We start from the raw sequence: 24,135 nt of genomic DNA on the forward strand, positions 1-24,135 counted from the left end.
ACCGCTGGCGCGGCGCGCAGCCCTGTGGCATGTCGCGCCGGACACAGCGCCGGAGGCCCAGATGCACGATATCCGCACCATCCGCGACGATCCCGCCGCCTTCGACGCCGGGCTCGCGCGTCGGGGCCTCGCCCCGATGTCATCGGAGCTTCTGGCGCTCGACACCGCGCGGCGCGCGACGATCACCGCGTCCGAGGCCGCGCTGGCCGAGCGGAACGCGGCCTCGAAGCAGGTGGGCGCGGCCAAGGCGTCGGGCGACGAGGCGGAATTCGAGCGGCTGCGCGGCCTCGTGGCCGACAAGAAGGCCGAGATCGCGCGGCTCGAGGAAGAGGCGCGCACGACCGACGCGGCCTTGCGCACGGCGCTTCTCGAGATCCCGAACCTCCCCGATGCGGACGTGCCCGACGGCGCGGACGAGGACGACAACGTGGAGGTGAACCGCTGGGGCACGCCAGCCACGTTCGACATCACCCCCAAGGAGCATTTCGAGATCGCGGGCGTCGTGCCCGGCATGGATTTCGAGACCGCCGCCAAGCTCTCGGGCGCGCGCTTCGTCCTCCTACGGGGCGCCGTCGCGCGCATCCACCGCGCCCTCGCGCAATTCATGCTCGACACCCATACCGAGGAGAACGGCCTCGTCGAGCACATGACCCCGGTCCTCGTTCGCGACGACGCGATGCTCGGCACCGACAAGTTGCCCAAGTTCGGCGATGAGAGCTTCCTGACGCGCGAGGGCTACTGGCTCATCCCGACCTCCGAGGTGACGCTGACCTATTCGGTGGCGGGCGACGTGCTGGACGAGGCCGCCCTGCCGCGCCGGATGACGGCCCACACGCTCTGCTTCCGCTCCGAGGCGGGCAGCGCGGGTCGTGATACCGCCGGAATGCTGCGCCAGCACCAGTTCGAGAAGGTCGAGATGGTCTCGGTCACTCATCCGGACCGGAGCCGCGACGAGCTCGACCGCATGACGCGCTGCGCCGAGGGGCTGCTGGAAAAGCTCGGACTGCCCTACCGGACGGTCGTGCTCTGCACTGGCGACATGGGCTTCGGCGCGCGGCGGACCCATGACATCGAGGTCTGGCTTCCGGGTCAGAACACCTATCGGGAGATTTCCTCCTGTTCGACCACGGGCGATTTCCAGGCCCGCCGCATGAACGCGCGCTTCAAGCCCGCAAGCGGCGGCAAGCCGGAATTCGTGCATACACTCAACGGGTCGGGTCTCGCGGTCGGGCGCTGCCTCATCGCGGTGCTGGAGAACGGGCAGCGGGCCGACGGCTCGGTCATCCTGCCCGAGGTGCTGGGCCCGTGGCTCGGCGGCAAGCTGACGCTAACGCCCGAGGGCGATCTGGTCTAGCGACTGAGCGTGGGGTGCAGCGCGGGCGCATAACCCGCGGCCAGCACGGCGCGCGTCACCGGGTTCGTCAGGACGGTGACCGGCCCCTGCGGCCGGGTGCGTGCGGCCCCGTAGCCCTCCGGCGTGACGGCGTGACGCGCGTCCCCGAGGACCAGCCAGTCGCCGTCCCCGTCGCGAAAGATCGCGTGGTCCGGCAGGGTCCGCGCCTCCGCCCGGTCGTGGCGCATCCGTCGCGCCCCCCGCTCCGCCCGCGCCTCGTGCAGCGCGGCATCCACGGCCATGACCCCCGGCCAGTCACCGAAGGCCCGCGCCCACGCCGCCTTCCACCGCGCGAAGGCGACGCGCCGACAATAGCCGCAGGGCCGGTGCCCGGCCGCCAGCGCCACCGCCTCGTCCAGAAAGAAGAGTTCGGTCCACCGCCGCCCGGTCATCACCGCGCGCCGCCGCCCCTGCCAGTCGAGCGTGCAGCAGATCCACGCCCGATGCCGCCAGAGCGCATCGCCCATCACTCCATCGGCAACATGGAGGATGCCGCGGTTGCCTGTCAGCGTGCCGCGCGCGGGGTCGGGATGGATTGTGCCGTCGGGGCGGACCCGGTTGCGGCGTGGCAGGTCAACCGTCCAGCAGGGTCGCGCCCGTCATCACCACGGCCTGCATCGTGTCCGCGTCCTCGACGAGATGCAGCGCACCGCTCAGCTTGGCGTGGCGCGCGTCCTCGGTCACCGGGAGCGGATCGGCCAGTTGCACCTCGATCGCGGTACCGTGGTCGCCCGAGCCGCAGAACGGGCATTGGCCCAGATCGGACACCAGCATCCAGTCGCGCGTCTCGGCCTCCCAGCCGACGGGCACGAGGTAGCCGCTGATCTCGAAGCGGTCGACTCCGCCCGCGATCTCCGAAGGGTAGCGCTTGGTGACCGACCAGCTGTCGGCGGTCTCGTGCTCGGTGACCTCGATCTGGCCCAGCAGGTGCCACGCGGGATCGGCGGCATCGGCGAAGGCGACCGCGGGCAGAGCGGCGGCGATGGGGAAGGTGGTCGTCAGAAGGGTGGCGCGGCGCATGTCGTCTCCGAAATCTGGCTTCGGCCGTCATCCCCGACCGCTGCCCCGACGGCAACGCCCGATTCGCGACACGGACGTCATCGGCAAGGTGCCGCCGATCAGGCCGTCTGCGCCCGCGCCAGGAGGGCCGCGAAGCCGGGCGCGCCCTCGGCCGCCGCCTCGAGATCCAGGTCGGGTGCCGCCTCGCCCAGGTCGAGCAGCGGATCGACCAGCACGCCGTCCGGGTCGCGATCTGCCCCCGCGACCAGCACCGCGAGCGCATCGGCGGGAAAGAACGCCACGAGGTGGTCGAACACCGCCCCGGTCCACGCATCCGGCGTCTCGGTCGCGGCCTCGTCGGAGGCGAGATAGGCAATGTAGCGCAGCGCCAGCCGGTCCACCGGCAGATCGCCGGGCGGCAGCGTGTCGGTCGTCTCGGGCAGGCCCAGCGCCTCGGCCACGACGGCGCGGGGGATGGCATCGGTCAGGGTCATCGCGCGCCTTCGAATTCGGTCACGACATCATCTCCTTCGTCGCACTCAGCGTCACCTGCGGGTGGTCGCGCTCGATGCGGTCGATGTCCCATTGCAGGCGCGTCAGGAAGACGGGGTCGCCGTCGTTGTCATGGGCGATGTGCTGGGGATTCTTAGCAATCACGGCGTCGACCGCGTCCTTCGGGCCGGAGAGCCAGCGCGCGGACTGGAACTGCGATTGGTCGAAGCGGACCGGCAGGCCGTATTCGAGCTCGATCCGGCTGGCGAGCACCTCGAATTGCAGGGCACCGACCACGCCCACGATGAAGCCCGAGCCGATGGCGGGCTTGAAGACCTTGGCGGCGCCCTCCTCGGCGAATTGCATCAGCGCCTTCTCCAGGTGCTTGGCCTTCATCGGATCGCCCGCGCGCACGCCTTGCAGCAGTTCGGGCGCAAACGACGGGATGCCGGTGAAGCGCAGCGTTTCGCCCTCGGTCAGCGCGTCGCCGATCCGCAACTGCCCGTGGTTCGGGATGCCGATGATGTCGCCGGCCCAAGCCTCCTCGGCCAGCTCGCGGTCGGCGGCGAGGAACAGGACCGGGTTCGAGATCGCCATCGGCTTCTTCGACCGCACATGGGTCAGCTTCATGCCCCGCTCGAAATGCCCCGAGGCGAGGCGCACGAAGGCCACCCGGTCGCGGTGCTTGGGGTCCATGTTCGCCTGCACCTTGAAGACGAAGCCCGTCACGTTCGTCTCGTCGGCGGCGACCTGTCGCGGCTCGGCGCGCTGCGGCTGCGGCGCGGGTCCGTATTCGGCGATCCCGGTCATCAGCTCCTGCACCCCGAAGCTGTTGATCGCGCTGCCGAACCAGATGGGCGTCAGCGACCCTTCGAGAAACGCGTCCCGGTCGAAGGCGGGCAACAGCTCGCGCGCCATCTCGACCTCCTCGCGCAAGGTCGCGAGTTGGTCCGCGGGGATATGCTGAGCGAGCTTGGGATCGTCCAGCCCGCTGATCGACACGCTCTCGGCGACCTTGTTGCGGTCGGCGCGGTCCATCAGTTCCAGCCGGTCGTGCAACAGGTCGTAGCACCCGAGGAAGTCGCGCCCGACCCCGATGGGCCAGGAGGCCGGGGTAACATCGATGGCGAGGTTCTCCTGGATCTCGTCGATGATCTCGAACGTGTCCCGGCTTTCGCGGTCCATCTTGTTGCAGAAGGTCAGGATCGGCAGGTCCCGCAGGCGGCAGACCTCGAAGAGCTTCTGCGTCTGGCTCTCCACGCCCTTGGCCCCGTCGATCACCATCACGGCGGCGTCCACGGCGGTGATCGTGCGGTAGGTATCTTCGCTGAAATCGCTGTGGCCCGGCGTATCCACGAGGTTGAAGCGATATTCGTCCGACCCCTTGTGAAAGTCGAAGGACATGGCCGATGCGGAGACGGAGATACCGCGATCCTGCTCCATCTTCATGAAATCCGAACGGGTGCGTCGCGCCTCGCCCTTGGCACGGACCTGGCCGGCCATCTGGATCGCGCCGCCATAGAGCAGGAACTTCTCGGTCAGCGTCGTCTTGCCCGCATCCGGGTGACTGATGATCGCGAAGGTCCGGCGGCGGCCGATCTCGGGCGGGAGCGTGGGGGCGTTGTCGAGCATGTCGCGCATATAGGCAGGGCCGGGGGCGGCGTCCATCGCGCGGCCGTTCACCGGTTGGAAAGGACCCTCGTGCAAGCCTCGTCGGCGATTCGAGACAGGAGGGGCCAATGCATGCCTTTCGAAACCAGGCCGAACTGATCGAGGGTACGATCCGACTGACCGCCACCGCGCTGGTCAGGCTCCGACGCGCGATCCGCTAGGCTGCGGGCGTCACCACATCGTCCGCGCGGCGCGCAGGGGCCAGTCGGCATCGTAGGCCGAGCCATCGAAGCCCGCATCCTGCTCGGCCAGAAGGTCGCCGACGCTGGGCAGGTCGGGTGCGGGCATGTCGCCCCAGAGATCGGCGCGCATGATCGCGCGGGCGCATTGGCTGTAGACCTCGGCCACCGCGATCACCGCGACGCAGGCGGGCATGCGCCCGCGATCCTCGAAGCGCGCGAGGATCGCCGGATCGATCGTCAGACGCGCGGTGCCGTTCACCCGGACGACGTTGTCGGACCCCGGCACCATGAACATCAGCGATACGCGCCCGTCGCGGACGATGTTGCGCAGGGAATCGAGCCGCTGGTTGCCCCGCCAGTCCGGCAACAGCAGCGTGCGCGGATCGGCCAGGGTCACCACCGGGCCGTCATCGCCGCGCGGGCTGGCATCCGTGCCCTCGGGCCCGACGGTCGACAGGATGCAGAACCGCGCCGCCGCAATCCACCGCCCGTAGAGCGGCGTCACGTAATCCGCCACCTTGTCGAGCGAGGCGCGGCCGGGCGTGCCATAGAGCGCGTGAAGCGTGTCGAGATCGTCGATATCGTGGGTCATGGGCCTGCATGTAGCAGGAATTCCGCGGCGCCGAAGCCCCGACCCGCCGCGGCCTCAATAGGCGGGCTGGACGACCGGGTCGATCAGGGTACGGCCGCCATCGACCGTCAGGATCTGACCGGTCATGAACCCCGCCGCGTCCGAGGCCAGGAACTGCACCGCCTCGGCCAGCTCCGCCGGGGCGGCGATGCGACCCATGGGTGTCGCGTCGATGATATCCTGCCGCAGGCCCTCGACCTCTTTCAGGCGCGACTTGAGATTGGCCGACATGACCGAACCCACGGCCAACCCGTTGACCCGGATCCGCCGCGACGCGAGCGACACCGCCAGCGACCGTGTCGCCTGGTCGAGCGCCGCGGCGCTGACCGAATAGGCCAGCAGCTCGGGCTGGGTCCGGCGCCCCGCGATCGAGCCCACGTTGACGATCGCGCCGATCATGCCCTCGTCTTCGCTGTCGGCCTCGGCCTGCGCGATCATCCGCTTGGCAACCGCCTGGCTCAGCCGCAGCGGCGTCATCAGGTTCTGCTCCAGCAGCGCCGAGACCGAGCCGTCCTCGGGGTCGAGCGGGTCGGTCACCATGATCTGGCGCGACGCGTTCACGAGGACGTCCACCCGGTCGAACGCGTCGAGTGTCGCCGACAGCAGGTTCGCCACCGTCAGCCGTTCGCGCAGGTCGCCCGCGAAGTAGCGCGCCGTGGCGCCGTCCTCGGTCTGGGCCGCGCCGACTTCGGTCGCCAGGCCCTCCTCGTCGCGGTCGGCGAACATGACATTCGCCCCCTGCTCTAGGAAGTGGCGCGCGATGGCGAGGCCGACGCCGTTGGCCGCGCCGGTGACGATCGCGGTCTTGCCCGTGATGCTCAGGCTCATCTCGTCCTCCCGGCGCGCCGCGGCTTGCGACCCTGAACGACCTTGTAGCCGTCCCGCTCCTCGATGACCAAGCGTTCCGCGAAGGCATCCTCCAACGCGGCCTCGTAGGGCAGGTGGCGGTTGGCCACCATCAGGAAGCGACCGGACGGAACCAGCAGGCGTGCGGCGGCGGCCACGAAGGCGCGCCCGAGATCCGGGTCGGCGCGCCGGGACGCGTGAAACGGCGGGTTCGAGACGACGGTGTCGTATGGGCCGCCGGTCCAGACCGTCGCGTCGGCCCAGTGGAACGCGGCCCGCGGATCGGCGACGTTGATCCGCGCGCAGTCGAGCGCGGCACGCTCGGCCTCGACCAGATCGAGCACGGTGACCGCCTCCGAGGCCAGCACCGACCGCCCGAGATACCCCCAGCCCGCCCCGAGATCGCAGACCCGGCCCTTCAGCCCCGCCAGATGCGCCGCCAGCAGCGCCGATCCGGGATCGATCCCGTCGGCCGAGAAGACGCCGGGCGCGGTGACGAACCCCTCCACCTGCCGCGGCCGGGCGGCCCAGCCCTCGGGCACGGTATCGGGGGCGGCGAATGCGAAGACCTTGCCATGCGCCTTCGACACCACCTCGCCCACCGGGGCGGCGGCGCGCACGGCCTTGAGGATCGCCTCGATCCCGTCGGCCTTGGCGCCGTCGACGACGACCAGCCCCCCGGCCCCGACCGCCCCGATCGCCTGCGCCAGCAGGTCGAGCGCCAGTGCACGGGCGCGGGGCACGAAGACCACCGCCGCCGCGAACGAACCCTCGGGCGCATCGGCCATCGCCAGCCCGCGCGCGGCGAGCGCGTCATGGGCGGGGCGGAAGCCGTGGGTGCCCGAGCAGGCCTCCAGCGGCAACTCGTCGAACGAGAGATTGGCCGGCGGCCGCAGCAGCAGGACCGGCCCCTCGGGCAGGGTCACGGCCCCGCGGGCGAGGGCGAGGGACAGGCGTTCATCCATGCGGGGGGCGGCGGAGGACTAGTCCTCCTTCTCCATCGTGCATTGCAGCGGGTGCTGGTGGCGGCGCGCGAAATCCATGACCTGCGCGACCTTGGTCTCGGCGATCTCGTGGCTGAAGACGCCGACCACGGCGAGGCCCTTCTTGTGGACCGTCAACATGATCTCGACCGCGTGGCTGTGCCCGATGGAGAAGAACTTCTCGAGTACCATCACCACGAATTCCATCGGCGTGTAGTCGTCGTTCAGCAGCAGCACCTTGTAGAGCGGCGGCTTGGCGGTCTTCGGCTTGGTCTTGATCGCGACCGATACATCGCCGTCGTCGTCCGGCGTATCGGCCATGGCAATGACTTCGGTTCGCATGGGCTTGCGTCCTGTGGCAGAGGATTGATGGGGTCATATAGGAACGGACCCCCGAAGGGAAAGGGCGCGACCGAGATGACGGTTACGACGATCGGCTTCGATGCCGACGACACGCTGTGGCACAACGAGACGGTGTTCCGCCTGACCGAAGACCGTTTCGCGGACCTTCTGCGCGACCATGCCGAACCGAGTCACCTCGCCGAGCGGCTTCTGGCGGCGGAGCGCCGGAACCTCGGCCATTACGGGTTCGGCGTGAAGGGGTTCGTGCTCTCGATGATCGAGACGGCCATCGAGGTGACCGACGGCCGCGTGCCCGGTGCCGTCATCGCCGATCTTCTGGCGGCGGGGCGCGAGATGCTGACCCACCCCGTCGAACTGCTGCCCCATGCCGAGGACGCGGTGCGCGCGCTGGCCCCCGACCACACCCTCGTGCTCATCACCAAGGGCGATCTGCTGGATCAGGAGCGCAAGCTGGCGGAATCGGGGCTGGGCGAGCTCTTCGACGGGATCGAGATCGTCAGCGACAAGACCGCCGCGACCTACACCCGCGTCTTCGCGGCCCATGGCGACGGGGCGGGTCGGGCGCTGATGGTGGGCAATTCGCTGAAGTCCGACGTCAACCCGGCCATCGCGGCGGGGGCATGGGGCGTCTTCTGTCCGTCCGAGATCGAATGGGCGCTGGAGCGGGCCGCGCCACCGGACGGCGCCGCGCGCTATCGGCAAATCGCGCATCTGGGTGAATTGCCGGGGCTGGTCGCGGGCCTCTGACGGCCCGCGACGCGGGTCCGCGCCCGTTCAGGCGACAGTGGCGTCCATCGTGATCTCGCAGTCGAGCAGCTTCGAGATCGGGCAATTCGCCTTAGCCGTCTCGCAGGCCGCGCGCACGGCGTCGGCATCGGCGCCGGGCACCGAGACCGTCGTGTCGAGATGCGACTTCGTGACCGCGAAGCCGCCATCGACCTCGGACAGCGTCACGCGCGCCTTGGTGTCGATGACGCTGGCGGTCATCCCGTCCTCGCCGAGGATCATCGAGAGCGCCATCGAGAAGCAGGACGCATGCGCGCCGGCGATAAGTTCTTCGGGATTGGTGCCCACCTTGCCCTCGAAGCGGGTGTTGAAGCCGTAGGGTTGCGCGTCGAGCGCACCGCTCTCCAGCGACACGGTTCCGCGGCCGTCCTTCAGGCCACCTTCCCAATGGGCGGATGCATTCTTGTCGGGCATGGTCTGTCCTTTCCATAGGTCTGCACTGATGCAACCCGCCGGCGGGCCATGGCGTTCCCCTTGCATGGGACCATCGACCCGCCGATATGGGCGACGTTGACCCAGCACCGGTGCTTTGCTACCGGTGCCGCGCCCAAGACGGGCAGACGACAGGACATGCCGCCGGGCGGCATGACGATCCGAGGGACGCAGAGGGCGCGTCCCACCCCACCCCTCGAGGTGCCGGCAATGCGGCCCGCGCCTCCAACCAGGACGCACATGACGAGCTTTTCCGACCTGAACCTCGATCCGAAGGTTCTCAAGGCCATCGAGGCCACCGGCTACACCACCCCTACCCCGATCCAGGCCGGCGCCATCGCGCCCGCGCTGCAAGGCCGCGACGTCCTGGGCATCGCCCAGACGGGCACCGGCAAGACGGCCGCCTTCACGCTGCCGATGATCACGATGCTGGCCAAGGGCCGGGCACGCGCCCGGATGCCGCGCAGCCTCGTGCTCGCGCCGACCCGCGAACTGGCCGCGCAGGTGGCTGAGAATTTCGACACCTATGCCAAGGGCAACCGCCTGAAGAAGGCGCTCCTGATCGGCGGGGTCAGCTTCAAGGAGCAGGACCAGCTGATCGACCGGGGCGTCGACGTGCTGATCGCCACGCCCGGCCGTCTGATCGACCATTTCGAGCGCGGGAAGCTGCTGCTCACCGGCGTCGAGATCATGGTCGTCGACGAGGCGGACCGGATGCTCGACATGGGGTTCATCCCCGATATCGAGCGCATCTTCGAGATGACGCCCTTCACGCGCCAGACCCTGTTCTTCTCGGCCACCATGGCCCCCGAGATCGAGCGGATCACCAACAAGTTCCTCTCGAACCCCGAGAAGATCGAGGTGGCGCGCCAGAATTCGACCTCGGACACGATCACCCAGGTCCTCGTCGAGCACACGCCGAAGAACCGCCACTACGCCGCCAAGGACAAGCGCGAGATCCTGCGCGCGATCATCGACCGCGACGGCGAGGCCTGCCGCAACGCGATCATCTTCTGCAACCGCAAGACCGAGGTCGACGTGGTGGCGAAGTTCCTCAAGAAGGCCGGCTACAACGCCGAACCGATCCATGGCGATCTCGACCAGTCGCACCGCACGCGCACGCTCGACGGCTTCCGCGACGGGTCGGTCCGGTTCCTCGTGGCGTCCGACGTGGCCGCGCGCGGCCTCGACATCCCGAACGTGAGCCATGTCTTCAACTTCGACGTGCCCAGCCATGCCGAGGATTACGTCCACCGCATCGGCCGGACGGGTCGCGCCGGCAAGACCGGGACGGCCTACACGCTGTCGGTGCCGTCCGACGAGAAGTATCTCGACGCGATCGAGCGGCTGGTGGATGCCAAGATCCCGCGCGGCGAGAACCCCTGGGCCGCGCCCGGCGGCAACGCCGACGCCCCTCGCGCCGAGCCGAGCGAGGAGGAGGAGCCTGAGCGCAAGAGCCGGTCCCGGTCGCGCACCCGGAGTCGGGCGAAGCCCGCCGAGGACCGGGGCGAAGCCGTGGCCGATACATCGGTCGAGGCCGCCGAGGCCGCACCCGCCGAAGCCTCGGCCGAGGAGCGCCGCGAGCGTGAACCGACCCGCGAGACCGGTGGCCGTGACAGCGGTCGCGACGGCGGCGGACGGGATCGCGAGAGCAGTGCACGCGACGGTGGTGGCCGCGACGGCGGCGGACGCCGTTCGCGCGGCGGTCGCGGACGCGATCGCGAGGATCGCGGCCCGAAGGTCGTGGGCCTGGGCGACCACGTCCCGTCCTTCATCGAGATGAGCTTCGAGGAGCGTCGCGGCGACGAGGCCTGACCTCCGCCGCGGGGCGGGCAGAAGATGACGGAATTTTCTGCCGCCGCTTCACCTGCCGTTAACCGCTCGACCGGACAACACTCCCCGTCGCTACACGACTGAGACGACGGGCCTCCCGCCCGTGCGCATAGGCCCCTCCGGGGGTCAGGGACCGGCGATCACACCGCCGGAATCGCCCGTTCGCCCCGACAAGGTGCGGCGCCGGTTTCATCCCCACCAGATCAGGTCGAGAGCCTCGGGACGCCAGACCGCTCCCATGCCGAACCCGGCCCATCGCCGGGCGCGCGTGTTGCCGTCGTGCCGCCGTGCCGTCATGCCGGGCGATCAATGCCGACCGCCGTCCGCCCGGCCCTAGTCGCTCGCCCCGCCGGTGAACGCGTTACCCCGCGCGTAGTCGCAGGGTGCCTCCGATATCTCCAGATGCAGCCGGTCGCCTGAATAGGGATGCGCGCGGGCCAGGTCTTCGTCGAACGTGATCCCGAGGCCCGGCGCGTCCGAGGGCGCCACGAAGCCCGCCTCGACAACCGGACCCGACGCCAGCGCGTGGTGGAACGGGGTCTCGATCGCCTCGACCATCAGGAGGTTCGGGATCGTTGCGCCCAGCGCCACCGAGGCCGCGAACTCCACAGGTCCGCAATAGAGATGCGGGGCCAGCTGCGCGCCGAAGCCCTGCGCCAGCGCCGCCAGCTTCTTCCCCTCGGCGATCCCGCCCAGCCGCCCCAGCGCCGGCTGGCAGATAGCTGCCCCCCCGAGCCGCAGGAGCGTCGCGAATTCCGACAGGCCGCAGAGCCGTTCACCCCCGGCCACGGGGATGCGCACGGCGCGCGCCACCTCGGCCATGGCATGGGGATCGTCCGGCGGCACCGGTTCCTCGAACCACAGGGGATCATAGGGCTCGAGCGCGCGGCCCAGCCGGATCGCGCCCGCGGCCGTGAACTGGCCATGCGTCCCGAAGAGGAGATCCGCCCGGTCGCCCACCGCGCCCCGGATCGCCGCGCACATCGCCACCGACAGCGCGATGTCGCCCCGCCCCGGCTGGTGCCCGCCGAAGATCGTGTAGGGCCCGGCGGGATCGAACTTGAGCGCGGTCCAGCCCTCGGCGACGCGCGCCGCCGCGACCTCGGCCTGCATCTCGGGCGCGGTCCAGAAGGCGTCGCCCATGCCGTCCTCGGGATAGAGATAGGTATAGGCGCGCAGCCGGTCGTTCAGCCTGCCGCCCAGCAGCGCCCAGACCGGCCGGTCGCGGGCCTTGCCGAGGATGTCCCAGCACGCGATCTCCAGCCCGGCGAAGGCGCCCCAGACGGTCGGATCGGGACGCCCTGTGAAACCCGAGCCCCAGACCCGGCGGGACATCAGCTCGATATTCTCGGGATCCTCGCCTTGCATGTGGCGCGCGAAGACGTCTGCGATCACGGCGCGCATCGCCTCCGGCCCGACGGCGGAGGCATAGACCTCGCCATAGCCCGTGATCCCGCAGGCCGTCGTCAGCTTGGGGATGATCCAGTAACGCCCGCCCCAGCCCGGCGCGGGCGGCGCGACGACGAAGATGTCGAGATCGGCAAGCTTCACAGCACCACCACGTTGCGCCGTCCCCGCCCCGCCCGGGTGGCCGCGATGGCGTCGTTGATCCGGTCGAGGGGGAAGGTCTCGGACACCAGCTCCTCGAGCATCAGCCGCCCCTGCGCATGCAGGTCCAGAAGCCACGGGATGTCGCGCCGCAGCACGACGTCGCCCATGTTGCTGCCGCGAAGGCTCTGGCCGTAATAGGCGGCGTTCACCGGCGCGAAGGTCGAGATCGTGTCCGCCTTCGGCAGCCCGACCAGATAGGCCGCCCCGTGCGGCGCACAGAGGTCGAGCACGCCATCGATCACGGGCCCCGAGCCGACGGTGACGAAGACATGGTCGGCCAGCCGCCCCATCCCGAGCAGCGCGCCGCGCACGTCGTCGGTCGCCAGTACCGTATCCGTCGCGCCGAACGCCCGGGCGGAGGCCAGCTTCTCCTCGGTCAGGTCCACGGCGAGGATGCGCCCGGCCCCCGAAAGGCGCGCGCCCTGGATCGCGTTCAGGCCGACGCCGCCCGCGCCGATCACGACGCACCAGTCGCCGGGCCGCACCCGCGCCGTGTTCACCGCCGCCCCGAGCCCCGTGATGACACCGCAGGAGAGGATGCAGGCGGCCTCGACCGGGATCCTCTCGGGCACCGGGGCCAACTGGCTGGCCCTGACCGTGACGGCCTCGGCGAAGGCGCCGCAATTCATCGCGGCGAGGACCGGTGTCCCGCTCGCATCGCGCAGCGGGCTCATGCCCATCGGGGTGGCGCATTGCACCTCGCGCCCGCCGGCACAGGCCGGGCACGCCCCGCAGGAGCGCACCAGCGTCACCAGAACGCGCGCGCCCACCGCCAGATCGTGCACCTCGGGGCCGACCGCGCAGATGCGCCCGACCGCCTCATGCCCATAGACGGCCGGAAGGTCGCCGCCCCAGCCGCCATCGGCATAGGTGATGTCCGAATGGCAGATCGCGACGGCCTCGATCTCGACCTGCACCTCGCCCGGCCCCGGATCGGCCAGCCGCAGGGTCTCGATCTCCAGCGGTGCACCGAATGTCCGGCAGACCGCCGCCCGTATCTCTCGCATGATGGCTCCTCCCGTTCGCACGGCCACGGAACCCCGCCCGCGCCTTGCGCGCAAGCCCCCGAACGGACATCAATGCGGGCGCAACGAAGGGGACCCCATGCGAACGCAGGTCTGCATCATCGGCGGCGGGCCCTCGGGGCTGATGCTCGGCCATCTCCTGCGCCGCGCGGGCGTCGATTGCGTCATCCTCGAACGCCGCAGCCGCGACTACGTGCTGGGCCGCATCCGCGCGGGCGTGCTCGAGGCGGGAACGGTCGACATGCTGCGGTCCGCCGGTATCGGCGCGCGGATGGACGCCGAGGGCTTCCCCCATGGCGGCACCTGGGTCGCGGCCCGCAATCACGGCTTCCGCGTCGATTTCGAGGCGCTGACCGGGCGGCAGGTGATGGTCTACGGCCAGACCGAGGTGACGGCCGATCTCTATGCCGCGCACGACGCGGCGGGTACGGTGATCGTGCACCAGGCCGAAGGGGTGACGATCCACGACGCGGGCGGCACGCCGCACGTGACCTACGCAACGAAGGGCGAGACCCATCGGATCGATTGCGACTGGATCGCGGGCTGTGACGGGTTCCACGGCGTCTCGCGGGCCACCATCCCCGCGGATGTCCTCCGCACGGTCGAGCGGGTCTATCCCTTCGGCTGGCTGGGCATCCTGTCGCGCACCCGCCCCGCCGCCGCGGAGCTGATCTACGCCAACCACGAGACCGGCTTCGCGCTGGCGTCCATGCGCAACGAGGGGCTCAGCCGCTACTACATCCAGGCGCCGGTCGACGACCCGCTGGACAAGTGGACCGACGACGCCTTTTGGGACGAGCTGCGCCGCCGCCTGCCCGCCGACGTGGCCGAGACGATCGAGACCGGCCCCTCGATCGAGAAATCCATCGCGCCGCTCCGGTCCTTCGTGGCCGAGCCGATGCGCTGGAACCGTCTCTTCCTCGTGGGCGACGCGGCGCATATCGTGCCGCCGACCGGCGCCAAGGGCCTCAACCTCGCGATGTCGGACGTGGCCTATCTCTCGGACGCGCTGATCCGGCATTACGGCGGCGAGGATGACGGGCTGGAGACCTATTCCGACCGCGCGCTGGCCCGCGTCTGGAAGGCGACGCGCTTCTCGTGGTGGTTCACCACGCTGATGCACCGCTTCCCCGAGGACGGCGCGTTCGAACGGCGCATGAAGGAGGCCGAGATCGACTACCTGGAACACTCCGAAGCCGCGCGGACCGTGATGGCCGAGAACTACGTGGGCCTGCCGCTGTGAGGGTCGCGGCACGGGACGGCACCGGCCTCCACGCCGAGGTGACGGGCCCCGAAGATGGCCGTCCGGTCGTCTTCGCGAACGGGCTGGGGACCGACCTTCGGATGTGGGGCGACATGCTGCCGCATCTGCCGGACGATCTTCGGATTCTGCGCTGGGACAAGCGGGGCCACGGGCGCTCGGACGTGCCCGTGGGGCCCTATTCGATGGGAATGCTGATTTCGGACGCCGAGGCGGTGATGGAGGCGGCGGGGATCGCGGGCGCCACCTTCGTCGGCCTCTCCATCGGCGGGATGATCGCGCAGGGCCTCGCCGTGAAGCGGCCCGACCTGATCGACCGGCTGGTGCTGTCGAATACCGCCGTCAAGATCGGGACGCCCGACCTCTGGGACGCGCGGGCCGAGGCCGTCCGCACCGGCGGGATGGAGGCCGTCGCCGACGGCGCCATGGAGCGGTGGTTCGGGCGCGACTTCCGCGCGACGCCGGGCTTCGCGGAATGGCGCGCTCGGCTCGTGGCGAACGATCCCGTGGGCTACGCCGCCGGCTGCGCCGCCATCGCGGGCACGGATTTCATCACCGTGACCAGCGGGCTTCGGCTGCCGGTGCTGGCCATCGCGGGGACCGAGGACGGCTCAACCCCGCCCGACCTCGTGCGCGAGACGGCAGACCTAATCCCCGGCGCCCGGTTCGAGATCATCCCCCGCGCCGGCCATCTGCCCCCGGTCGAGACACCCGAGGTCTTCGCGCGGCTGCTCGCGGGGTTCCTGCCTTGACCGTCTCGCCCTTCGACAGCGCGCTCTACGGCCCGAAATACGCCGACCGCGACGTGGCCCGCCTGTTCTCGGACAGCGCCGAGATCCGCGCCATGCTGATCGTCCAGGGCGCACTGGCCCGCGCGCAGGGGGCCGCGGGCCTTATCCCGGAAATCTCCGCGCAGGCGATCCACCGCGCTGCGCTGGAGGTGCAGATCGACCCCTCCGGGCTGGCCGAGGGCACGGCGGCGAACGGCATCCCGGTCCCCGACCTCGTGGCCGCTTTCCGCGCCGCGATGCAGGCGCCCGAGCACGCCGACTGGATCCATCACGGGGCCACCAGCCAAGACGTGATCGACACGGCGCTCGCGCTGCGGCTGCGCCAGGCGCTCGGGTTGATCGAGGCGCGACTCGACGCGGTGCTGACCGCCCTCGCGGACCTCGCAGACGCCCATGCCGCAACGTCCATCGCAGCGCGGACCTACGGGCAGGTCGCGACACCCACGAGCTTCGGTGCGATGGTCGCGATCTGGGGGCATGGCCTTCTGGCCTGCCGCGATGCGCTCGACGAGGTCCGCAGGCGCGTGCAGGTCGTGACGCTCGGCGGGGCGGCGGGCACTCTCTCGGTCATGGGCGATCATGGCCCAGAGGTGCGCGCCCACATGGCCGAGGCGCTGGGCCTCGGCCTGACCGAGGCGCCGCCCCAGGCCGAGCGGAGCGCGATCCGCGGCATCGCCGCATGGCTGAAGGCGACGCTTCTGGCCTGCGACAAGATCGCGGTCGACCTCCTGCTCCTGACGCGGGACGGGACCGTGCGGCTGGGTGGCGGCGGTTCCTCCTCGACCATGCCGCAAAAGGCGAACCCCGTCGGCCCCGCCACGATCCACGGGCTCGTGATCCACGGCGCGGCGCTGGCGACGGCCTTCGACGCGCCCCATTGGGACCAGCGCGACGGCGGCGCCTGGTTCGCCGAGGGGCTGGCCCTGCCACAGATGGTCGTCGGCACCGCCCGCGCGTTGACCCTGCTGGCCGAGGCCGAGATCGGGGTGGACCCGGCCGCGATGCGGGCGGGCGTCGACGACCCGACCGGCCTGATCCATGCCGAGGCGATCAGCTTCGCGCTGGGCCCGCCACGCGCGGAGGCGCAGGCGCGCGTGAAGACCTGGGCCGCCGAGATCCGCGCGGATGGCGGCTCGCTGATCGAGAAGGCCGGGCTTGACCCCGCCGATTACGCGCCCGAGCGGCAATGGGGCGAGGCGCCGGCGCAGGCCCGCGCCTTCGCGGCTGCCGTAAGGTCACGGTAGGGTTTTCCCGCCTCGCCCAACCCGCACCCGCGCGCTAGGGTCGCGCGATGACCGACGCGACCCGGCCCGGTGCGGGCCCCACCCTCCCCGTGATCTTCATCGTGGCGACCATCGTGATCGAGGCCATGGGGATCGGTCTGATCCTGCCGGTCATGCCGTCGCTCCTGCGCGAGATCCAGGGCGCCGACCTGGCGCAGGCGGCGATCTGGGGCGGGGTCCTGTCCTCGTCCTACGCGCTGATGCAGTTCCTCTTCTCGCCAACCATCGGCAACCTGTCGGACCGCTTCGGCCGGCGGCCCGTCCTGCTCCTGTCGATGGCGGTGATCTTCGTCGACTACATCGTGATGGCGCTGGCAGGCTCGCTCTGGCTGCTCCTCGTGGGGCGCATCGTCGCCGGGATCGCGGCAGCCACCATGTCGACAGCGAACGCCTTCATGGCCGACATCTCGGACCCGGCGAAGAAGGCGCAGAATTTCGGGCTGATCTCGGCAGCCTTCGGGGCGGGCTTCGTGCTGGGACCGGCGATGGGCGGTCTTCTGGCCGAATGGGGCCCGCGCGCGCCTTTCTGGGCGGCGGCGATCCTGTCGGGCGCGAACCTCGCCCTCGGCCTCGTCGTACTGCCCGAGACGCTGCGCCGTCCCCGCGCATTCGAATGGCGCCGCGCCAATCCGCTGGGCGGGCTGCGCGCCATCGGCAAGCTGCCGGGCCTCGGCATCCTGATGGTCGTGTGGTTCTTCTACCAGGTCGCGAACTGGGTCTATCCGGCGGTCTGGGCCTATTTCACCCAATCGGCCTTCGGCTGGGACGAAGCGATGGTCGGTCTGTCGCTCGCCGCCTACGGCATCTCGATGGTGGTCGTGCAGGGCGTGCTGATCCGCTGGATCGTGCCGCGCCTGGGCGAGCGCCGGACGCTGGCGTGGTTCCTGCCCTACAACGCCGTGATCCTCGTGATGGTGGCGTTCGTGCCCCATGGCTGGCTGATGCTGCTGCTCACGCCCCTGTCGGCGCTGGGCGCGATCGTCGCGCCTGCGCTGCAAGGCCTCGCCAGCCGTATCGCCGACGACGACCAGCAGGGCGAATTGCAGGGCGTGCTGGCCTCCATCACGGCGGTCGCGGCGATCATCTCGCCGCTCCTGATGACACGGCTCTTCAGTGTGGCGACCGAGGGCGAGCGCCATTTCCCCGGCGCGCCCTTCCTCGCGGCCTGCGCGCTGATGGCGGTGAGCTGGGCGCTCTACCGGAGGGCGCGACCGGCGGACGCGGCCATAGGATAGGAAGAGGCAGGCTGCGCCGCTTTGGGGCGCAGCGGCCGGGCGCGGAACGGCGGGCCGACCCGATCGGTGTCCGCGCGTCAGACCAAGGTCAATGCCCGCGCGAACACGTCCCGGTCCACGTTTCCGCCCGAGGCCACGACCGCCACGTCCCCATCGTGATGGAACAGCCCCGCCGCCAGCGCGACCGCGCCGCCGGGCTCCAGCACGATCCGGAGATGCGTCCAGGCGAGCGCCATGGCGCGGAGCGCCTCGTCGTCGCTGACCGCGAGGCCGGTGCCGCAGAGGCGCGACAGGATCGGGAAGGTGATACGCCCCGGCTCGGGCGTCAGGATCGCGTCGCAGATCGATCCCGTGGCCGCCGCGTTCCGCTCGATCCGCCCCGAGGCGAGCGACCGGGCCACGTCGTCGAAACCCTGGGGCTCGACCGTGCGGACCGTCGCGCGCCCCTCCAGTGCCAGCGCGGTGCCCGAGGACAGACCGCCGCCGCCGCAACAGACCAGCACCTCCTCCACGCCGTCCGGCAGATCCTCGGCGATCTCGAGGCCGCAGGTGCCCTGCCCCGCGATCACCAGCGGCTCGTCATAGGGCCGGATCAGCGTCAGGCCCCGCGCCTCGACCAACGCTGCGCCGATCGCGTCGCGGTCCTCGGTTGCGCGATCGTAGAGCACGACCTCGGCGCCATAGCTCCGGGTGTTGGCGATCTTCACCTCGGGCGCATCCGACGGCATGACGATCACCGCCCGCTTGCCGAGGAGACGCGCTGCCAGCGCCACGCCCTGCGCGTGGTTGCCCGACGAAAAGGCCACGACGTCGCCCTCGGTCTGCGACAGCGCGTTGAAGGCGCCGCGGAACTTGAAGCTTCCCGTCTTCTGCAGGCACTCGGCCTTGACGAAGATGCGCCGCCCGAAGGCCGCATCGAGCGATGGCGCGTTCAGGAGCGGCGTGCGGACGGCATGGCCCGCGATCCGCGCGGCGGCCCGTTCGATGTCGCGCCGGGTGACGGGGGTCAGAGCAGCATCGTCCATTCGTTCAGCGCCTCCAGCGCCTCGGGCTCGTCGAGGAAGGGGACATGGCCGCGGCCGGCGACTTCGCCCACGATCATGTCGGGGCGGCGCCGGGCCATCTCGGCCAGGGTCTCGGGCGACAGAAGATCCGAGTTCGCGCCCCGGATGCAGGCCAGCGGCACGCCCTCCAGCGCATCGAAGAGCGGCCAGAGATCGGGCATCGGCTGCGCCCCCGCCTCCAGCACGGCATCGCGCAGCTTGGGGTCGTAATTGATGACGAGACCGTCCTCGGTCTCGCGGTAGTGTTTTTCGACCTCCTCGCGCCACCGGTCCTCGGGCACGTCCTCGAACCCGGCCATGAGCGACGCGCGGATCGCGGTCGCGGCCTCGTAGGTCGCGGCATCGGGGTTCTTGCCGATATAATCCTGGATCACCTCCAGCCCGGCGGGGTCCAGCACGGGCCCGATATCCACGAGGCACACGCCCGCCAGCCGGTCCTTGGCCAGAAGCGCCAGCGACATCGCGATCAGCCCGCCCCGCGACGTACCGAGGATGGCGACCCGGTCGAGCCCGAGATGCGCCATCAGTTCGAGCACGTCGCGCGCCTCGGTCGGGATGGTGTAGGTCTTCCAGTCGGGCGCGCGCTGGGACTTGCCCCGGCCCCGGTAGTCCAGCCGGATCACCCGGTTCTCGCCCACCAGATAGGGCAGCACGTAGTCGAAATCGGTCGAATTGCGCGTCAGGCCCGAAAGGCACAGGATCGGCGGGCCGTCGCCCTCGCCCGTATCGTCGTACCAGAGACGCAGATTGTCGGAGGTGCGGAACTCCGGCATCAGAGCGAGGCCACCAGCGCGGGCAGGCCCTCGAGGTCGTCAAGCACGTGATCGGGGCGGCCCGGCAGGCGGTCCATCGGCAGGCCCGCGCGGTTCACCCAGACGGTGCGGAAGCCGTAGGCCTGCGCCGCCGCCGCGTCCCAGCCGTTGGACGACACGAAGAGGACATCGCCCGCCTCGCATCCGAAGGCGCGGCCGACCATGTCGTAAACCTTGGGCGACGGCTTGAAGATGCCGACGCTCTCGACCGAGAGGACGTGGTCCAGCAGGCGCCCGATCCCCGCCGATGCGGTCGCGGCCTGCAGCATCTCGGGCGTCCCGTTCGACAGGATGCCGGTGGCGCGGCCCGCATCTTTCAACGCGCCCAGCATGTCGGGCACCTCCGGGTAGGCCGCCAGTTCCCAGTAGAGGTTCATCAGCCGGTCGCGCAGGGCCGCGTCCGACAGGCCCGCCTTCTCCATCGCCCAGTCGAGCCCGTCGCCGGTGACCTGCCAGAAATCGCAATGATCGCCGCTGACGGCGCGCAGCCACGTATATTGCAGCTGCTTGTCGCGCCAATCGGCGGCCAGCGTGGCCCAGATATCGGTCAGCGCGGGGGTGTCGTCGGCGGCGTGGCGCGCGGCGGCGGACACGTCGAACAGGGTGCCGTAGGCGTCGAAGATGCAGGTGTCGATGGCCATGGATGCCCCCCGGAATGCGGTCGGGCGCACGGTCGCATGGGGGCCGGGTCTAGTCGAGGCCGCGCAGCACCAATTCGCATTCCAGCGCCGACAGGACCGTGCGCTCGCGCGTCCAGTCGTCGCCCGAGCCCAGCGCCTGCGACAGGCGGCTGTGTTCGGCCAGCAGCGCGGTGTCGGTCTGGTCGGTGTGGTAAGTGCTCATCCAGTGGCCGACATCGATGCGCGTGCCACCGGCGGCGGCGACGCGGGCATCCTCGCGGGCCTGCAGCCCGGCCAGACCACCCTGACAGTAGTCGGATCCGAAGGACGCCTCGATGACCTGTCCGCGGAGCTGGGCGGCCGTGTCGACCGACACGGTCTGCACGCCCTGGCTGACGGTGTTCATCACCGCGAGCCCGGTCCCGACGAGCGCTGCCGTCAGCACGACCCAGTCCAGCGTCACGGCGCCGGTCTCGTCGCTCAGGAAGTGGTTCAGTCGGGTCAGCATCGGGCCAGGGTCTCGGGTTTTCGAACGTCTCGAAACCGGTTATCCCACGACACCTTGCCGATTTTGGGGCAGGTTTTGAGAAAAATACCCCGAAAAACGTCAAGGATGGGGCAGCCACGACGACGGTCCCGCGAAACCCCTCCGACCGTCGCTCCGGCGGAAACCGAGACCTAGAGATTGTCGGGGTTCGGCATGCCCATGACGTGGAAGCCGCCATCGACATGGATGACCTCGCCGGTCGTGCATGCGCCCGCGTCCGAACACAGGTAAAGTGCCGTGCCGCCAATGGCTTCCAGCGTCGCGTTGGCGCGCATCGGGGCGTTCGCCTCGGTGTGCCGGAAGGTCTTGCGCGCGCCCCCGATGGCGGCCCCGGCGAGGGTCTTCATCGGGCCCGGAGAGACGGCGTTGACGCGGATGCCCTCGGGCCCGAGATCGGCCGCGAGATAGCGGACGGCGGATTCCAGCGCCGCCTTGGCCACGCCCATGACGTTGTAGAACGGCATGACGCGCTGCGAGCCGTCGAAGGTCAACGTCAGAATCGTGCCGCCCTCGGTCATCAGAGGCCGCGCGCGCCGCGCCACCTCGACGAGGCTGTAGCAGGAAATATCGAGCGAATGCTTGAAGTTGGCCCGGCTCGTATCGACGAAACGGCCGGTCAGCTCGGTCTTGTCGGAAAACGCGATGGCGTGGATCACGAAGTCGAGCTTGCCGCCCGTCTCGAGCTCGGCGAAGGCCGCGTCGAGCGAGGCGTCATCGGTGACGTCCACGTCCAGAAGGGTGGTCGAGCCCACGCTCTCGGCCAGGGGCGCGACGCGCTTGCCGAAGGCCTCGCCCTGGTAGGTGAAGGCCAGCTCCGCGCCCGCATCGGCCAGCGCCTTCGCGATGCCCCACGCGATCGAGCGTTCGTTGGCGACGCCCATGACCAGTCCGCGTTTGCCCTGCATGTCCATGGCGTCAGTCCCGATGCCTGGAGATGATGACGGTGCCGTTGGTGCCGCCGAACCCGAAGGAGTTCGACAGAACGCTGTCGATCTCGACGCCGTCGGTCAGCTCGGTGTTGATCTCGGACGGCTTCAGCTCGGGGTCGAGCTCGGTGACGTTGATCGAGGGCGCGATGAAGCCCTTGTTCATCATGATCATCGAGTAGATCGCTTCCTGCACGCCGGTGGCGCCGAGGCTGTGGCCCGTCATCGACTTGGTCGAGCCGACGGGCGGCGTGTTGCCCTCGCCGAAGATGTTGCGCAGCGCCACGATCTCCTTGATGTCGCCGACCGGGGTCGAGGTCCCGTGGGCGTTGACGTAGCCGACCGTGCGATCCTCGGGCATCTGGCTGAGCGCGAGGCGCATCGCCCGCTCGCCGCCCTCGCCCGAGGGGGCCACCATGTCGGCCCCGTCCGAGGTGGCGCCGTAGCCCGTGACCTCGCCGTAGATCGTGGCCCCCCGCGCGATGGCACGCTCGCGCTCCTCGAGGACCACGACGCCCGCGCCGCCCGCGATGACGAAGCCGTCGCGCGTCGCGTCATAGGGGCGCGAGGCGGTCTCGGGGGCGTCGTTGTACTTGGACGACATCGCGCCCATCGCGTCGAAGAGGCAGGACAGCGTCCAGTCGACCTCCTCGCCGCCGCCCGCGAAGACGATGTCCTGCTTGCCGAACTGGATCTGTTCGACCCCGTTGCCCATGCAATGCAGCGATGTCGTGCAGGCCGAGGTGATCGAATAGTTCACGCCCTTGATCCCGAACGGCGTGGCCAGGCAGGCGCTGTTGGTGGACGACATGCAGCGGGTCACCATGAAGGGACCCATCCGCTTGGGGCTGCCCTTGGAGATCACGGTGTCGAAGGCCGTGAAGAAGTTCGAGGTGGACGGCCCGCCCGATCCCATCACGAGGCCCGTGCGCTCGTTCGAGACCTCGTCCGGCTCGAGCCCCGCATCCGCGATGGCCCGTTCCATGGCGATGAAGTTGTAGGCCGCGCCCGGCCCCATGAAGCGCAGGTTGCGCTTGTCGATATGATCCTCGACCACGATGTCGGGCATGCCGTGGACCTGGCTGCGAAAGCCGTGCTCGGCGTATTTTTCGGCGAAGGTGATGCCGGACTTGCCCGCACGGAGCGACGCCTCGACCTCGTCCGGTGTGTTTCCGATGGGCGAGACGATCCCGATCCCGGTGACGACGACGCGACGCAGCATGGGCGTTCTCCTGAGTTCGACCGCCTCAGCTCTCGCTGAGCGCGACCTTCATGTCCTTGACGACGTAGATCTCCTCGCCATCCGCTTCGACGCGGCCATCGGCCACGCCCATCGTCAGGCGGCGCGTCTGGAGCGCCTTGGTGAAATCCACGAAATAGGTCAGCTTCTTGCGGTCGGGCCGGACCATGCCGGTCAGCTTCACCTCGCCCACGCCGAGCGCATAGCCCCGCCCCTGCCAACCGCGCCAGCCAAGGTTGAAGCCGGTCAGCTGCCAGAGCCCGTCGAGCCCCAGGCAGCCGGGCATGATCGGGTTGCCGGGGAAGTGGCAATCGAAGAACCACAGGTCTGGCGTGATGTCGAATTCGGCGACGACATGACCCTTGCCGTGCAGGCCGCCATCCTCCGAGATGTCGGTGATCCGGTCCATCATCAGCATGGGCGGTTCGGGAAGCTGGGCGTTGCCCTCTCCGAAGAGTTCGCCACGGGCGCATTTCAGCAGCTCGTCGCGGTCGAAGAACGTCGGATACTGGCCCATGGAACCCCCTGTTGCCGGTTCCGAGCGGTCTATCACCGCGTGTTTCAGACCCGCAACCCTGCGAGAGGTCCGGCGACAGGGCGAAACGGATTGAAAAACGTCCGCGGCGGCCCTTATATTGTGCACATGACGACGACCGGAGAGACCGCCCGCGACCGGGGCGAAGCCTGGCTGTCCCGCGCGGCCCTGCGGCCGACGCGGCAACGGGTGCTGCTCGCGTCGCTTCTGGTCGGCGACGGGCGCGACCGCCACGTCACCGCCGAGACGCTGCACGACGCCGCGCGTCGCTCGGGCGAGAAGGTCTCGCTGGCGACGGTCTACAACACACTCCGCGCCTTCACCGAGGCCGGGCTCGTGCAGGAGATCACGGTCGACGGCACCGGCTCCTATTTCGACACACGGCTCGACGACCACCCACATTTCTACTGGGAGGACGAGGGCCGCCTGTCGGATGCGGGGCACGAGGCGTTGCAGATCGTCGACCTGCCCGCCGCCCCCGAGGGCATGGAAGTGGCCAAGGTCGACGTCGTCATCCGGCTTCGCCCCAAGGGCTGACGCGCCGGGACGGTCTGTCCAACGCCCCCCTGCCACG

Annotated in this window: 26 protein-coding genes; 8 read left to right on the forward strand and 18 right to left on the reverse strand. The window is 70.0% G+C overall.

The genetic code is table 11. The features are described 5' to 3' along the window. Positions 1–61: 61 nt before the first annotated feature. The gene (gene serS / locus ACK8OR_RS08725) at positions 62–1,354 is read left to right on the forward strand and encodes a serine--tRNA ligase (protein WP_410189018.1); all 1,293 of its coding nucleotides are present in this window, start codon (positions 62–64) and stop codon (positions 1,352–1,354) included. Here serS and ACK8OR_RS08730 read toward each other — a convergent pair. From ACK8OR_RS08730 to clpS, 8 genes are all read right to left on the reverse strand, one after another. After that, positions 1,351–1,860, reverse strand: a complete 510-nt coding sequence (locus ACK8OR_RS08730) for a hypothetical protein (protein WP_410189019.1) — start codon at positions 1,858–1,860, stop codon at positions 1,351–1,353. The genes serS and ACK8OR_RS08730 overlap by 4 nt on opposite strands. Before the next feature lie 106 nt (positions 1,861–1,966). Continuing rightward, positions 1,967–2,413, reverse strand: coding sequence for a hypothetical protein (locus ACK8OR_RS08735; protein ID WP_410189020.1), 447 nt, complete (start codon positions 2,411–2,413; stop codon positions 1,967–1,969). A gap of 98 nt (positions 2,414–2,511) precedes the next feature. Further along, positions 2,512–2,886 (reverse strand): hypothetical protein, encoded by a 375-nt coding sequence (locus ACK8OR_RS08740; protein ID WP_410189021.1) that lies wholly within the window; start codon positions 2,884–2,886, stop codon positions 2,512–2,514. A 19-nt stretch (positions 2,887–2,905) separates the two neighbouring features. Beyond that, positions 2,906–4,525, reverse strand: coding sequence for a peptide chain release factor 3 (locus tag ACK8OR_RS08745; protein WP_410189884.1), 1,620 nt, complete (start codon positions 4,523–4,525; stop codon positions 2,906–2,908). A 201-nt stretch (positions 4,526–4,726) separates the two neighbouring features. Beyond that, positions 4,727–5,329, reverse strand: coding sequence for a pyridoxamine 5'-phosphate oxidase family protein (locus ACK8OR_RS08750; RefSeq protein ID WP_410189022.1), 603 nt, complete (start codon positions 5,327–5,329; stop codon positions 4,727–4,729). Positions 5,330–5,383: 54 nt separating this feature from the next. Then, positions 5,384–6,196: an SDR family NAD(P)-dependent oxidoreductase gene (locus ACK8OR_RS08755; protein ID WP_410189023.1), complete on the reverse strand. Its 813-nt coding sequence runs from the start codon at positions 6,194–6,196 to the stop codon at positions 5,384–5,386. Beyond that, a complete protein-coding gene (locus ACK8OR_RS08760) occupies positions 6,193–7,179 on the reverse strand; it encodes a class I SAM-dependent methyltransferase (RefSeq protein ID WP_410189024.1) in 987 nt (328 codons plus the stop codon). The genes ACK8OR_RS08755 and ACK8OR_RS08760 overlap by 4 nt, the downstream gene beginning before the upstream one ends. A gap of 18 nt (positions 7,180–7,197) precedes the next feature. Beyond that, a complete protein-coding gene (gene clpS / locus ACK8OR_RS08765; protein WP_298435709.1) occupies positions 7,198–7,539 on the reverse strand; it encodes an ATP-dependent Clp protease adapter ClpS in 342 nt (113 codons plus the stop codon). 75 nt (positions 7,540–7,614) lie between these two features. On the opposite strand from clpS, the gene ACK8OR_RS08770 reads away from it, so the two are divergent. Beyond that, positions 7,615–8,307: an HAD family hydrolase gene (locus tag ACK8OR_RS08770; RefSeq protein WP_410189025.1), complete on the forward strand. Its 693-nt coding sequence runs from the start codon at positions 7,615–7,617 to the stop codon at positions 8,305–8,307. Between the two features lie 27 nt (positions 8,308–8,334). Here ACK8OR_RS08770 and ACK8OR_RS08775 read toward each other — a convergent pair whose 3' ends face one another. Then, the gene (locus ACK8OR_RS08775; RefSeq protein WP_410189026.1) at positions 8,335–8,760 is read right to left on the reverse strand and encodes an OsmC family protein; all 426 of its coding nucleotides are present in this window, start codon (positions 8,758–8,760) and stop codon (positions 8,335–8,337) included. A gap of 258 nt (positions 8,761–9,018) precedes the next feature. On the opposite strand from ACK8OR_RS08775, the gene ACK8OR_RS08780 reads away from it, so the two are divergent. Then, positions 9,019–10,593: a DEAD/DEAH box helicase gene (locus ACK8OR_RS08780; protein WP_410189027.1), complete on the forward strand. Its 1,575-nt coding sequence runs from the start codon at positions 9,019–9,021 to the stop codon at positions 10,591–10,593. Between the two features lie 351 nt (positions 10,594–10,944). Here ACK8OR_RS08780 and ACK8OR_RS08785 read toward each other — a convergent pair whose 3' ends face one another. Continuing rightward, the gene (locus ACK8OR_RS08785; protein WP_410189028.1) at positions 10,945–12,162 is read right to left on the reverse strand and encodes a mandelate racemase/muconate lactonizing enzyme family protein; all 1,218 of its coding nucleotides are present in this window, start codon (positions 12,160–12,162) and stop codon (positions 10,945–10,947) included. Then, the gene (locus ACK8OR_RS08790; RefSeq protein ID WP_410189029.1) at positions 12,159–13,229 is read right to left on the reverse strand and encodes an alcohol dehydrogenase catalytic domain-containing protein; all 1,071 of its coding nucleotides are present in this window, start codon (positions 13,227–13,229) and stop codon (positions 12,159–12,161) included. The genes ACK8OR_RS08785 and ACK8OR_RS08790 overlap by 4 nt, the downstream gene beginning before the upstream one ends. 97 nt (positions 13,230–13,326) lie before the next feature. On the opposite strand from ACK8OR_RS08790, the gene pobA reads away from it, so the two are divergent. Genes pobA through ACK8OR_RS08810 form a run of 4 tightly spaced genes read left to right on the forward strand, consistent with a single transcriptional unit; the run spans position 13,327 to position 17,817 of the window. Then, positions 13,327–14,490, forward strand: a complete 1,164-nt coding sequence (pobA, locus tag ACK8OR_RS08795; RefSeq protein ID WP_410189030.1) for a 4-hydroxybenzoate 3-monooxygenase — start codon at positions 13,327–13,329, stop codon at positions 14,488–14,490. Beyond that, a complete protein-coding gene (gene pcaD, locus ACK8OR_RS08800; protein ID WP_410189031.1) occupies positions 14,487–15,260 on the forward strand; it encodes a 3-oxoadipate enol-lactonase in 774 nt (257 codons plus the stop codon). The genes pobA and pcaD overlap by 4 nt, the downstream gene beginning before the upstream one ends. Then, positions 15,257–16,543, forward strand: a complete 1,287-nt coding sequence (locus ACK8OR_RS08805) for a lyase family protein (protein ID WP_410189032.1) — start codon at positions 15,257–15,259, stop codon at positions 16,541–16,543. The genes pcaD and ACK8OR_RS08805 overlap by 4 nt, the downstream gene beginning before the upstream one ends. A gap of 47 nt (positions 16,544–16,590) precedes the next feature. Then, positions 16,591–17,817 (forward strand): TCR/Tet family MFS transporter, encoded by a 1,227-nt coding sequence (locus tag ACK8OR_RS08810; RefSeq protein ID WP_410189033.1) that lies wholly within the window; start codon positions 16,591–16,593, stop codon positions 17,815–17,817. A gap of 77 nt (positions 17,818–17,894) precedes the next feature. Here ACK8OR_RS08810 and ACK8OR_RS08815 read toward each other — a convergent pair whose 3' ends face one another. The 7 genes from ACK8OR_RS08815 to fabA all read right to left on the reverse strand — a co-directional run bounded on the left by ACK8OR_RS08815 (position 17,895) and on the right by fabA (position 23,543). Further along, complete coding sequence (locus ACK8OR_RS08815; RefSeq protein WP_410189034.1) at positions 17,895–18,842, reverse strand: threonine ammonia-lyase; 948 nt, start codon at positions 18,840–18,842, stop codon at positions 17,895–17,897. Next, complete coding sequence (locus ACK8OR_RS08820) at positions 18,824–19,654, reverse strand: alpha/beta fold hydrolase (protein ID WP_410189035.1); 831 nt, start codon at positions 19,652–19,654, stop codon at positions 18,824–18,826. Before ACK8OR_RS08820 ends, ACK8OR_RS08815 begins: the two co-directional genes overlap by 19 nt. Beyond that, entirely contained in the window at positions 19,654–20,334 is a 681-nt protein-coding gene (locus ACK8OR_RS08825; RefSeq protein ID WP_410189036.1) for a haloacid dehalogenase type II, read from the reverse strand. The genes ACK8OR_RS08820 and ACK8OR_RS08825 overlap by 1 nt, the downstream gene beginning before the upstream one ends. A gap of 49 nt (positions 20,335–20,383) precedes the next feature. Further along, positions 20,384–20,821 carry a hypothetical protein gene (locus ACK8OR_RS08830; RefSeq protein ID WP_410189037.1) on the reverse strand — a complete coding sequence of 146 codons (438 nt, stop codon included), beginning with the start codon at positions 20,819–20,821 and terminating at the stop codon, positions 20,384–20,386. Between the two features lie 170 nt (positions 20,822–20,991). After that, entirely contained in the window at positions 20,992–21,771 is a 780-nt protein-coding gene (locus tag ACK8OR_RS08835; RefSeq protein WP_410189038.1) for an enoyl-ACP reductase FabI, read from the reverse strand. A gap of 4 nt (positions 21,772–21,775) precedes the next feature. Next, positions 21,776–23,005, reverse strand: coding sequence for a beta-ketoacyl-ACP synthase I (gene fabB, locus ACK8OR_RS08840; protein WP_410189885.1), 1,230 nt, complete (start codon positions 23,003–23,005; stop codon positions 21,776–21,778). A 28-nt stretch (positions 23,006–23,033) separates the two neighbouring features. After that, a complete protein-coding gene (gene fabA / locus ACK8OR_RS08845; RefSeq protein ID WP_410189039.1) occupies positions 23,034–23,543 on the reverse strand; it encodes a bifunctional 3-hydroxydecanoyl-ACP dehydratase/trans-2-decenoyl-ACP isomerase in 510 nt (169 codons plus the stop codon). Between the two features lie 126 nt (positions 23,544–23,669). Here fabA and irrA point away from each other — a divergent pair, with 126 nt between their 5' ends. Further along, positions 23,670–24,098, forward strand: a complete 429-nt coding sequence (irrA, locus tag ACK8OR_RS08850) for an iron response transcriptional regulator IrrA (RefSeq protein ID WP_410189040.1) — start codon at positions 23,670–23,672, stop codon at positions 24,096–24,098. Positions 24,099–24,135: the final 37 nt, after the last annotated feature.

Origin of the sequence: Jannaschia halovivens (genome assembly GCF_046452375.1) — a bacterium.
In the GTDB taxonomy this organism is placed as follows: Bacteria; Pseudomonadota; Alphaproteobacteria; order Rhodobacterales; family Rhodobacteraceae; genus Jannaschia; species Jannaschia halovivens.